Source organism: Pseudomonas sp. UBA5706 (assembly GCF_002419965.1).
Lineage (GTDB): Bacteria > Pseudomonadota > Gammaproteobacteria > Pseudomonadales > Pseudomonadaceae > Aquipseudomonas.
On the sequence record NZ_DIHC01000025.1, the window covers coordinates 1 to 10,518 of the forward strand.

The window sequence follows — 10,518 nt, forward strand, 5'->3', positions numbered from 1 at the left end:
CATGATCCCGTTTTGGGTCATTTGGCTATACCAGGCCGAGCGCCCGGCGCTATCTGCCTTGAGAAAGGCCTCCAGCGAGAATTCCGCGTAGTACGTCCGGCGATCCACAGGTGTGAGCAACCGTTTGTTTACGCATTGCTGGATCTGACTGGTGACTGAGCTGATGCAAAAGGTCAGGAACGCGATCATCTGCTGCTCAAGCCCGGTCCCCCAGTTACTGCCCGAGTCGGTTTTACCCACCATCCATGGTGGTACGCCGAACCATCGGCAAATTTCTTCAATACTATGACCCCGCGACTCCAGCAGTTGCGCATCTACAGGGTTGATGCCGATGGTTTCAGCCTTGACCCCCTGCTCAAGTACCGGCGATTTCCCGGCGTTCATCGCGCCGGAAACGGTCTTTACGTACTCCCTGAATTCGTCGCGCTGGTCAGGCTTGAGAATGCGGTCCACGCTGAAAGCAACCGTTGGCAGAAGTCCGTTCTTGAACGTCCCATTCGCCGCGTCGTCCGCCGACATCGCCGAACCGAACACGTCGGCGCCGAACCGAATTGCCGACATGCCAACTCGACCATCGATGCTGAACGCCGGAATGTGCAGCATGTCCACCCGCGCAATCTGCCTACGTGGTCCTTTCTTCGGGCGATACCAGTACTCCAGACGCCCATCGTCATCGACTTCGAGATCTACCCGCGAGGGCATCAGGAAGTCCAGGGCAATCACCCGACCACCGGCCCGGTGAATCTCGCAATAGGCGTTGCCCCAGAGCAACATCGACGCAACGACCGCCTGCCAAAACTGGAAGGCCGTCATGTCTTCATTAGGGCTGTTGTGGATGACGTCGTATAGCGAGAAGTCGCGTGCATCCTCTCGATCACCATCGGACTTGCGCCGGTAGATCCCAAGGGGAAGCCCGGCAACCGAGGTTGAGATGATGCGCACGCATGCCCACACAGTGGACAGACGCATAACATTGTCGACGTTCACTGCTTTGCCGGAGCTGGACTGTCCACCAAGCCACGATCCCCAGAACCCTCCATCGCTCAGGCGTATGGCCTTTCCGGTCCAGTCGCCGAGCGACTTCATCGGCTTGGCTGCTGCCCTGCCGAGAACCAGCGAAAGAGATTTATTCACCGGCTAATCCTTTCTTGATGAAGCCTGAAATCATGAACATCGAAACGGAAGCAGCGATCAGTGCCCAGCCGCTGCCGAACAGCGTGAATACTCCGCCGACCAGCAGGCCAAATCCGCAAAGCGCTGCAAGTATGAAAAACATCAGTGGCAAGCTCATGCGATGATTGGGTTCCGAATTGAGTCCATGAATGATTCAGTCGTGTTTTGCGCTGCATCTACGAGCACTCGACCGATCGCCATAATCAGCGCCACCGCGCCGTCGATCTTGTTGTCGTCGCCCTGTTTGATGGGACGGACAACGTCGTTGTTACCGGGCAGGTTCTTGCCGATCACGTTCGCCACACACCAGGTCATGATCGGGTTTCCGTCATGATGGAATCGCCCCGACTCAATCGCCGCCTCGAGCTCTTTCATCGGGTCGGACATGTTGGTGTAGTTCTGGGTGATGGTGATCGGACTGAATCCCTCGTCGTCGAGTTCGTGGCTCAAGCCTGTCGCCCCGAACGGGTCGATGGGTGACTCCCGGAGCGGCGCGTGGTGGTTCGCTTCCTTCGTGTCCTCCAGAATTTCCCGGTAATCGATCTCCGCCCCGTCAGTAACGTCCAGATGCTTGGAGTTGATCCACGCCTGGAATCGCTCCGACATGCGCTTGTTGTCGGTGTTGTAGGCCGTGTCGTATGGCACCCAGAACTTCGGAACGACGCTGTAATAGTGGATCTTGCCGTCAACCACGCGCCAGAACAGACGCGCCCTGGAGTTCATGTCCAGCTTGCGCGCCAAGTCGAAGCCCGCAATCCATTCCTGACCCTCGAACTGCTCGAGCGTAAGCGAGGTGTCCTCGCAGGCCTTCCAGCTTTTCATGTTGAAGAAGCCGGATTTCGCGCTCACCCACAGGTTCAAATGCTTGGTTTTGAACGTGTTGGTGAACCGTGCCGAGCGGATCGCCCGGGCCTGCTGACTTTCGAGGTATTCCTGGAAGACCGAGATCCCGTGATTGGGATTCGCCTTCGCCAACATTTTTGGGTCGGCCCAGTCATCACCCTCGTCGAGCGTCCAGATGTATCCGAACAGCTCGTCATCAGGAACCGTGCCCTCCAGCATCTCGATGACTTGGCGGCGCTTGTCGTAGCAAGGCCCCTCGATGTCCGCGCCCGCGGTGGTGATGATGAACATCAGCGGCTGGCGCCTGGCGCCCATGCCGGTGAGCATGGTGTCGTACTGGGCCGAGGTTCGGTGTTCGTGGTATTCATCGACGATGGCGCAGCTGGGCGACGCACCGTCACCCGGATCACCAATGAGCGGTTCAAAACGGCTGAAGTCTGCGGGGATGTTCATGTTCGAGGCGTTGACCTCGATACCTGCCGCCTGGATGAGCAAGGGCGATTTGCTGACCATCAGCTTTGCCGGGCGAAACACTTCCCACGCCTGCTTCTCAGTGGTCGCACCGGAGTAAACCTCGGCGCCGAACTCTGCGTCAGCTACAAACATGCTGATCCCCACGCCGGCGGCGATCACGCTCTTGCCATTCTTCCTCGGAACCTCCCAATAACTCTCGCGGAAGCGCCGGTGACCACCTTTCTTACGTACCCATCCAAAGGTGACGGCCATGCCGAAAAGCTGCCAGGGCTCAAGCGTGATCAGCTGCCGTTTGAAAGCCCACTCCCCCTTGGTGTGGGGCAGCAGTTGAATCAGTTTGAGCTTTTTCTCGGCCTTTGCCGGATCGAATTTGAACTTGAAACTGCCCTTGCGGCTCGCCGCCACTTCATCGAAATGCCGCTGCACCGCCTGATGAATGTACCGGCACGCCGGCACCCGACCGCGCAAGACAGACCTCGCCCACGCCATCGCCTTGTCGACGTTGGTGTGAAGGGCCTTTGGCATCTATGAACTCAGTAGTTGGGCAAATTCGTTGGTGGCTTTTTCCTTATTCCCGCCAATCAGGCGGCTTCGGCTTGCAGGGTCCAGCCCAAGCATTGAGCCGAAGGTCACCATCTGGCGCATCGATTCGTTCGCAGCGGTCAGCGCCGGATTTTTCATCGGGCTGCCTTGGGCTGACTCCACGACGATGCCGAACTGCTGCACTGATTCTTCGGCCATCCGCCACTTGTCGTAGGCGGTGCAAAACGCTTCGACGTTGTGCAGATCGGTCAACGCGATCACATGTTCTCGGAGCAATTCGGGAACCAGCATTTTCCACATCGTGGCCGCCCGCAGACTTAGCCAATCCGGCGGATCAATATCTTTCGTGACCTCAGAAAACTTCGGCTCGGCCGTATTTAACGCACGCTTGCCAGGATTTCCGGCCAGTGCTTTCTTGGCCGTCGGCTTGGGTTTGCGACCACGGCCGGCGACCGTGGCGGTGCCTCCCATCGCGCAACTCCTGAACTTTTAATTTCGCGGGTGTGAAAATCCAGTTCGGGGGACGGTGTCCGGTGCAAAGGCTCCAAACTTTCGACCCGCCCCGCCCCAAAATGGTGCAACCTATTGATTTATCGAACATTTCATGCATTTTGCACGAATCGCGGCGCCCTCCCCGCCCGTGCCTCGCGCTTGGTCTTCAATTCGTGGCAGTCGTGGTTGATGGCGCGGAGATTTGACGGTTCATCGTCGCCGCCTTGCGACAAAGGCACGATATGATCCACTTCGTGAGCGGGGCGTACCCGGTCTTGGGCCTTGCAGTCATCGCACTGGCAAATGTAGTGATCGCGCTTCAACACCTGATCCCTAAGACGACGCCATGGACGGCCGCCACGACCTGAGCCCTTACGATTGGACCATGCCTTATCGAGGTAGGCATGATCGTCGCAGTATCTGGAATTTCGGGTAAGCGCATTGCAGTCGAGCGCATTACACGGCTTTTGCGGACGGAGCGGCATCAGGTCTCTACCGCGATCTTGATCATCGCCATCAGAGCTCCGATCATCGACTTGTCTGAGTGCCTGGCAATGGCAATCACCTGGGCCTCAGCCTTCGCGACTTCCGCCTGATCCTCTACCGACATCTCGCTGACCATGCCTTTAAGCTGGTAGTACTCCGCCTTGTCACTCATCAACAGCCTCCTTGGGCTCGACGCGGACATCACCCATTACAACGGTCTCGTCGATGTAGTCGGTGCCCGGCAAAACTCGAAGCGGATGGGTAGCGATCACCGCAATACCGAGCTTGGTATCGGCATAGGTGACATCGCTACACTCGGCGCCATCAATGAATACATGGCGCGGACCTCTACCATCGCCGGGAGTGTGGACATGCTCCTGCCTGAAGTAGTCAGCCTCTGGCTTGACGCTATTCATTGTTGGTCAACCGCTTCAGCTGCTCAGCCAGCAGTGAGTCGAGGTGTAGGCTCAGACGCTGGTAGATGAGTGTCGGCCCGCTACCCAGCAAGCGCGAAGTCTGCAGCGCGCTGTCTCGCTCATCCCGCATTACTCGCGCGGTCGACTCGATGGCCTGCTCCAGCGGATCGAACATGAAGCTCATCGGCTCACCCTGAATCGCTTCAATCTTGTCGATCGCCGATGTCAGTTCAGAAGTGTCGATGCTCACCTTCATATCGCCGTTCTTGCTGGAATCGCGAGAGCCCTTCTCGCGCAAATTGAAGATGGTGTCAGCCACGTTCGGTTTGCTGCCCGGCGAGCCCATGAAACGTTCGAGCGACAGCTCATGAGATGTCACCTGCACGTGCTGGCCATATTCGCTGTGAAGCGCCCGGTCAATCAATTCCAGAACATGCGACTTACCAGAGCCCGTCGCGCCAATGACAACGATCTCGATTACTTGGGTCATGGGATTCACTCAACAGAGCAGTTCGGCCACTTGCACCGAGCCACAGCCAGCGCACGTGCGTGGTCGTGGTCTTCCTGCATGATCATGGGGAATGGTGGATAGCTGGGTACTGAGACAAGCCAAGATCGTTTAAGCATGACGGGCGTGATCGCCGTGTACCTGCTCCCTCATCATGCAGGCCCAGGCATAAGCCTCTTCTGGGGTGTCAAAAGCCTTGGAGATCACCTTGCCGTTGAGATTGACTTCGCCGCGCGGCCGCCCTCTTCCCCGCACACTCACACCCTTTAATCCAAGACGGCTATTGCGCTGCCTGGATTTGTTCATTTGGTTCTGAGAGTTCGTCACCTCTCTCAGGTTGGCGATCCTATTGTCGTCCCGGTTGCCGTTGATGTGGTCGATCATCGTCGGATGGTAGCCGTGAACATATAGCCAGACGAGCCGGTGAACCATCATGGTTTTCTTTTCGATACCGATCTGCCGGTAGCCGTGATTATTCAAACTTCCACACACCGCTCCAGCCCGCACCCTCTGAATGGCTTCACGCCAGTGCATTAGTCCAGTTTCCGGGTCGTAGCTAACCAACTCCCGCAGCCTCTCGGCAGTTATTAATTTCTTCATCGAAATCTCCGCCGCCACGAAACGGGCGCATCTGAATTTGTGGCGCGGGTTACTTGCTCTTGCTGCGTTGGATCTGCGCGTCGACCTGGTCGGCACACGTGTCGAGCAGGTTGATGGCCCGATCCTTCAGTGCCCAGAGATCCCCATTCAGCGCCAGGTCATCGTCACTGGTGCTGATGCGTTCGCACGGGACCAGCTCAGGGGGCTCGAGCCTTACCGTTGTTGTCTTTACCGGCGCTGGCTGGCTTCCCGCGCAGGCCGTCAGGCAAAGGCTGAGCAGCCCAATCACGAACAGGCTTGCTGGTGCGCTTGAGTTGTTCAAAGTCTTTCCTCGCCTGCAGGGCTTTCTGTTCGCTGGCCTTGAGCCGGTTGTTTAGGTCTGCCTGGTACGCGGCATTGCGCGCTGCTTCAGCGCGCAGCGTGGTGATCGTGGCCTGGCTTTCCTTGTTGGCGTCGAGGGCGTCTGTCTTTGCCTTGGTCTCTACGGCCACCTCACCGCGCAGCGCGATGACTCGGGACTGCTGGATGCCGATCAGAAGCACGGCGACCAATGCGATGATGATTGCTGCAGCGATCGCCTTCATATCGAGTCCACCTTGCGACCAATGAACCGGGTCACCATTTCGCGTATGGCTGTCACGCCAAGAAAGCCGATCGTCCCACCTGCAGCAACTGAAAGGCTGGGTGGCCAGGTCATCCAATCAATGACGCTGGAAGCGGCGAGGCTCAATGCTCCGCAGATCAGCGACTCATAGAGGATTCGCCACTTACTGGTTTCCTTGGCGTCGTACAAAATCCGCAGTAGGGACACGGTGAATGCCATCAGCACGCCCTGCCAGAGCGGATCTGAAATAAAGAGCCACACCCTGGCCCATGTACTCGGCTTGTCGGGCATCTTCATTCTCATCTCGCCTCGAATGGGCGTCAGTTGGATCCCGCTCTTGCTTCGCGAGAAAGACCGTGTAGGGGGTGGTAGTTTTGGGCCAATTGATGAGCAGCTCTCGCTGCCTTGGCGGCCTCCAGACTGTGGTATTGACCGATGCTTTTGCGAACACCGTTCACCTGTATACGGGCATGCCATTTTTGCTCCGTTGAGTTCCAGTAAACTCCGGCGACACCCGAGCGGCTGCGCTTACTGACTGATCTGTTTTTCGAGTTATCGCCGGAACTTACAAGTCGGAGATTCTTTAGCCGGTTATCCGTTCCGACTCCGTTCACATGATCAATGACCATGCTGTCATCGATGCTTCCATAGACCAGAAGCCAGATGACCCGATGCGCCCTCAAATGCCTATAGCCGATACCTATCTGAACGTAACTATGTCCCGATGGCTTCTTGAATACGTTCCCGGCAATGCGCCCGGCGAAACGACTATTCCAAGATGCTGCAAATCCTTTTCGCTCGAACATTTCATCAGGCCTTGGACGCCACCTCAGTAAGCCAGTATCCGGTTCGTACTCAAGAATCTCGGCAAGCTCTTCCTGGGCTAGATCGATCGGCTGAGCAATGGTCATTTGTGACATCCGACTGTCCACTCTTTTGGGATCGGAGAAAGAAAAAGCCCCGGCACATGCCGAGGCTCAGAATTTATATAACTCTAGGCGTATGTTTATATTGACGACTGGTAACCCTAGAGTTATAATTACCACATCAACCACACAAGGAGACGGAGGTGCAAAGTAGAGAGTTGATAAAGGAGCTTGAGGCGGCTGGATGGGTTCTAAAGCGAGTTACCGGCAGCCACCACATGTTCAAACATCCAACCAATCCCAACACTGTTGCAGTACCCCACCCCAAGAAAGACTTGCCCCGGGGAACGGTCAAGGGAATCAAGGAACGAGCCGGGTTGATCTAACCCGGCTTCACCTTTGCGCCTTCGTAGGAGACACAAAATGAAGTATCCGATTTGCATCGAGTGGGGCAACGAGAACACCGCTTTCGGTATTCAGATCCCTGACATTCCGGGAGCTATCACCGCCGGTGACACATTCGAAGAAGCCCACGACGCGGCCGTTGAGATAGCCCACATCATGCTGGGCGAAATAGCCGCAGACGGTGGAGACATCCCACAGCCATCGTCAATGGCCAAGCACGCTGCAAACCCTGACTTTGCCGGTATGGGCTGGGGAATGCTGGAAATCGACAGCACGCCATATCTCGGAAAAACTGAGAAGGTCAATGTGACTCTTCCCGGCTTCGTGATTCGGCGGATCGATCGCTACGTGCGTGATCACAACATTAAAAGTCGCTCGACCTTCCTGGCAGATGCTGCACTGGAGAAGTTGGGCCAGGCTTAAAATAAATGCGTGTCTTCCCACGCTGCCTGCCGAAGCTGCCTGTAAAGCAATGGAGTCAGGCACATCGACTGCCGGTGTTCTGATCGTACGCGTGACTAACCGGCTATACCGCGTCCAGGCCCTCCCCCATGGGGCCACCCTGGCTATGGTTACCTCAGCAACAAATTGGTAGCGAGACTCGGAATCGAACCGAGCTAAATGGGCTTATGAGACCCACGACATCACCAGACAGTCGACCTCGCCAAAAACAAAAAAGCCCCGCACGATGGCGAGGCTTTGATTTGGGGTGTCGCGCTGAATCAGCTGAACACCGTGGCATGAAAACAGAGCTATTCCATATGGACAACTATTTTTTCATGCCGCCTCTTTCAAACTGTCCAGCGCGCAATCGATCCAGGCTACACCAGCCTTGATCAGCTCACGGGCCTTCATCTCGCTAACGCTATAATGACGGCCTACGCGGATCGCCGGCCACTTTGCCCCGTAGTACAACCAGACCATGTCGCCCATCTGCGCATCGCGGCGGCAGAGCCTGGCCACGGCGCCGTCAACAACACCGGCAAGCTCGTCGGTGATCACGTATGACTTCGTGGTTGAGGGCATCACATCGCGCATGATCGCCAGTGACGGCGAGGTGTAATGAGCAACGCCCATCCCGTCCAAACGCCAGAAACCCCACTGCTCCAGCATGTGCTCGGTGTCGCCCAACGGGCGGTGCAACGGTTTGCGAATCATCATGATCAATCCCCTGTGTAATTGCTGCCGCCGGCACCGCGACGGTTGTTCTGTGCGTATTGTTCGTGGGCACCGCCGATGGATTGGCGCGCCCTGGACAGCTCGGCGGTGACGTTGCGCAGACGCATACTCAGCTGTTGCACCATCACCTCGATCGGCAAAGCCTCGCCCGTCTCGGCGCAGACCCAGCCGGAGGCGTTACAGGCCAAACAGTCGATCTGGTAGAAGGTACCCGCCGTCACCGTCGCGCCGCGGCAGGCACCGCACACGACCAGCGGCTTTAGTTCACGCCGGAAGGATGGGCCGTGCGTTTTCTTCATTGCCCACCCCGTCCTTTCTTTCTGTTGAGCCATGGCCGTGGAGCAGACCCACTGGTACGCGGAATGCTCCAGCCTTGAACAGCGCGGCCCGCACTCAAGGCAGCAAGGCCAGCCCCGGAAAGTGACACGGCCAACGAGGCCAGCAGAAGTGCAGATCGACCGTTTTTCATACTTTTGAAACCTCGCCATTCACAATGTTAGAAACGGCCTCGCAGCCCACGCCGTTCGTGCCCTGCGCGGGGTTTTGCGAATCTTCATATTGGGCGTCTGTCAGGTTGTGAATCGCCTTGAAGCCCCGCTCATCTAACCAGCAGTGCCACTTCACCAGCGCGGCCAGACGCTGAGCCCGAGCTTGCGTGTTGATGTAGGTGCTGGCGATCTTGCCCAGTGAGTGGTTCAGCAGCATCTCGCCGATATGACCGTCGATGCCGAGGTCGGTCCAGGCTGTGCGGGCGACCTTGCGCAGGTCGTGGCTCGTCCACTCGCCCTGCCCGATCCTGGTGAACACGGCGCTGGCCTGGCCTTCGCTCAGCGCCCGACCACGACGTGACGGGAACAAGTAGATGCCCTCGTAGCCCTGACTGACCTGAGCGGCCCGGTACCGGCTCAGCAAAGCTTTGGTCTGGGCGGTCAGTGGCAGGCGATGCTCGGTTCGGGTTTTGGTGTTCTCGGCGGGGATGAACCACTCGGCATCCGCCATGGAGATGTCCGACCAGCGCGCCATGCGGGTTTCCCCAACTCGGGTGCCGTGGCAGAGCATCATGATCGCCAGCATCGCCTCGGCCGGACGCTGCTCGAAGAGGTCCGCCAGCATCGGCACTATGTCGACCAGGTGAACGCCTCGCAAACGGGCGGCCTTTGGCATGATGCGTGCCTTGGTGAAGTCCACGAACTTGAGCCCCGCCATGGGGTTGCTGTCGATTAGCCCCAGCTTGTGAGCCTGGCGGAACGCAACCACCAGCAGGCCGAACAACTGCCGGACGTAGGACAGCGATAGCTCCTGCTGGGCAGGCCACATCAGTTCCTTGTCCAGCGCCGCGGCGGTGAGGCTGTGGGAGCGGACTTCCTCAAGACGCGGCTTCAGATGACAGCGGATCGCCGACATGGAACCGGTCTTTCGCTTCACCGACAACGACCGGTCGCGGCTCATACGATCGGCGTACCAATCCAGCAGCTGACCGCAGGTAGCCAGCGTGTTCGCTCCCACAGAGCCGTCCGGATCGCGCAGCAGCCGCTGCCGAATCGCCGGGAGCTCGGCCACAACAGCAGCTGTCCCAAGCTCAGGCCAGCGAGCGATATGTTTCCAAGCCTTGCCCTTGACCAGATACCACGATGCGCGCTGACGATCCTGGCCGAAGCGCAGGTACAGGCCCGGGTAACGTGGATCACGCAGGTCATGCACGGCAGCGTCCGCCGACTGCCGCCGGATTTCAGGGTCACTGAGTTTGACAGCGCGGGTCTTGCTCATACGGACCCCACGGTAGGACGAAGGCGCAGGTAGGCGCGGATTTGCTCCATGGCGTCGAAGTGACCCCGGCACACAATTGCCAAATAGCCCTGTTCATTCAGCCGGCGGATCCATGCCTGCTGGCTAGCCGAAACTGCAGCATCGTTCGGCGCCGTCGCCTTG

General features: G+C 57.9%; 18 protein-coding genes, 1 tRNA gene and 1 pseudogene. 2 read left to right on the forward strand and 18 right to left on the reverse strand.

What is annotated here, in order from left to right; all coding sequences use genetic code 11:
- The 13 genes from B3I26_RS11315 to B3I26_RS11375 all read right to left on the reverse strand — a co-directional run.
- Positions 1-1,134 (reverse strand): phage portal protein (locus B3I26_RS11315; RefSeq protein WP_296257774.1); only part of this gene is annotated, 1,134 nt, incomplete at its 3' end.
- On the reverse strand, positions 1,127-1,276 hold the full coding sequence (locus B3I26_RS11320) for a hypothetical protein (protein WP_296257775.1): 150 nt from the start codon (positions 1,274-1,276) through the stop codon (positions 1,127-1,129). The genes B3I26_RS11320 and B3I26_RS11315, both read right to left, overlap by 8 nt.
- An 11-nt stretch (positions 1,277-1,287) precedes the next feature.
- Positions 1,288-3,015: a terminase large subunit gene (locus B3I26_RS11325; RefSeq protein WP_296257776.1), complete on the reverse strand. Its 1,728-nt coding sequence runs from the start codon at positions 3,013-3,015 to the stop codon at positions 1,288-1,290.
- The gene (locus B3I26_RS11330) at positions 3,016-3,504 is read right to left on the reverse strand and encodes a phage terminase small subunit P27 family (protein WP_296257777.1); all 489 of its coding nucleotides are present in this window, start codon (positions 3,502-3,504) and stop codon (positions 3,016-3,018) included.
- A gap of 131 nt (positions 3,505-3,635) precedes the next feature.
- Entirely contained in the window at positions 3,636-4,010 is a 375-nt protein-coding gene (locus B3I26_RS11335) for an HNH endonuclease (RefSeq protein WP_296257778.1), read from the reverse strand.
- Positions 4,010-4,183, reverse strand: a complete 174-nt coding sequence (locus B3I26_RS11340; RefSeq protein ID WP_296257779.1) for a hypothetical protein — start codon at positions 4,181-4,183, stop codon at positions 4,010-4,012. Before B3I26_RS11340 ends, B3I26_RS11335 begins: the two co-directional genes overlap by 1 nt.
- Entirely contained in the window at positions 4,176-4,427 is a 252-nt protein-coding gene (locus B3I26_RS11345; protein WP_296257780.1) for a hypothetical protein, read from the reverse strand. The genes B3I26_RS11340 and B3I26_RS11345 overlap by 8 nt, the downstream gene beginning before the upstream one ends.
- Positions 4,420-4,917: a hypothetical protein gene (locus B3I26_RS11350; protein ID WP_296257781.1), complete on the reverse strand. Its 498-nt coding sequence runs from the start codon at positions 4,915-4,917 to the stop codon at positions 4,420-4,422. Before B3I26_RS11350 ends, B3I26_RS11345 begins: the two co-directional genes overlap by 8 nt.
- Before the next feature lie 129 nt (positions 4,918-5,046).
- Entirely contained in the window at positions 5,047-5,535 is a 489-nt protein-coding gene (locus tag B3I26_RS11355; protein ID WP_296257782.1) for an HNH endonuclease, read from the reverse strand.
- A gap of 49 nt (positions 5,536-5,584) precedes the next feature.
- The gene (lysC, locus tag B3I26_RS11360; protein ID WP_296257783.1) at positions 5,585-5,824 is read right to left on the reverse strand and encodes an Rz1-like lysis system protein LysC; all 240 of its coding nucleotides are present in this window, start codon (positions 5,822-5,824) and stop codon (positions 5,585-5,587) included.
- Positions 5,733-6,119, reverse strand: coding sequence for a hypothetical protein (locus B3I26_RS11365; RefSeq protein WP_296257784.1), 387 nt, complete (start codon positions 6,117-6,119; stop codon positions 5,733-5,735). The genes lysC and B3I26_RS11365 overlap by 92 nt, the downstream gene beginning before the upstream one ends.
- Positions 6,116-6,430: a phage holin, lambda family gene (locus tag B3I26_RS11370; RefSeq protein WP_409522097.1), complete on the reverse strand. Its 315-nt coding sequence runs from the start codon at positions 6,428-6,430 to the stop codon at positions 6,116-6,118. The genes B3I26_RS11365 and B3I26_RS11370 overlap by 4 nt, the downstream gene beginning before the upstream one ends.
- A gap of 29 nt (positions 6,431-6,459) precedes the next feature.
- Positions 6,460-7,050 (reverse strand): HNH endonuclease signature motif containing protein, encoded by a 591-nt coding sequence (locus B3I26_RS11375; protein ID WP_296257786.1) that lies wholly within the window; start codon positions 7,048-7,050, stop codon positions 6,460-6,462.
- Positions 7,051-7,208: 158 nt separating this feature from the next.
- Here B3I26_RS11375 and B3I26_RS11380 point away from each other — a divergent pair, with 158 nt between their 5' ends.
- Positions 7,209-7,391, forward strand: coding sequence for a type II toxin-antitoxin system HicA family toxin (locus B3I26_RS11380; protein WP_296257787.1), 183 nt, complete (start codon positions 7,209-7,211; stop codon positions 7,389-7,391).
- Between the two features lie 37 nt (positions 7,392-7,428).
- Positions 7,429-7,833 carry a type II toxin-antitoxin system HicB family antitoxin gene (locus tag B3I26_RS11385; RefSeq protein ID WP_296257788.1) on the forward strand — a complete coding sequence of 135 codons (405 nt, stop codon included), beginning with the start codon at positions 7,429-7,431 and terminating at the stop codon, positions 7,831-7,833.
- Between the two features lie 166 nt (positions 7,834-7,999).
- Here B3I26_RS11385 and B3I26_RS11390 read toward each other — a convergent pair.
- The 5 genes and pseudogenes from B3I26_RS11390 to B3I26_RS11410 form a co-directional block, all read right to left on the reverse strand.
- Positions 8,000-8,076: transfer RNA gene (locus B3I26_RS11390), tRNA-Met, on the reverse strand.
- 111 nt (positions 8,077-8,187) lie between these two features.
- On the reverse strand, positions 8,188-8,571 hold the full coding sequence (locus B3I26_RS11395; protein ID WP_296257789.1) for an antiterminator Q family protein: 384 nt from the start codon (positions 8,569-8,571) through the stop codon (positions 8,188-8,190).
- Between the two features lie 2 nt (positions 8,572-8,573).
- Positions 8,574-8,888: a hypothetical protein gene (locus tag B3I26_RS11400; RefSeq protein WP_296257790.1), complete on the reverse strand. Its 315-nt coding sequence runs from the start codon at positions 8,886-8,888 to the stop codon at positions 8,574-8,576.
- 166 nt (positions 8,889-9,054) lie between these two features.
- Positions 9,055-10,356, reverse strand: a complete 1,302-nt coding sequence (locus B3I26_RS11405) for a tyrosine-type recombinase/integrase (RefSeq protein WP_296257791.1) — start codon at positions 10,354-10,356, stop codon at positions 9,055-9,057.
- Positions 10,353-10,518, reverse strand: a pseudogene (locus B3I26_RS11410) (VRR-NUC domain-containing protein); the annotation flags it as partial. The pseudogene B3I26_RS11410 and the gene B3I26_RS11405, both read right to left, overlap by 4 nt.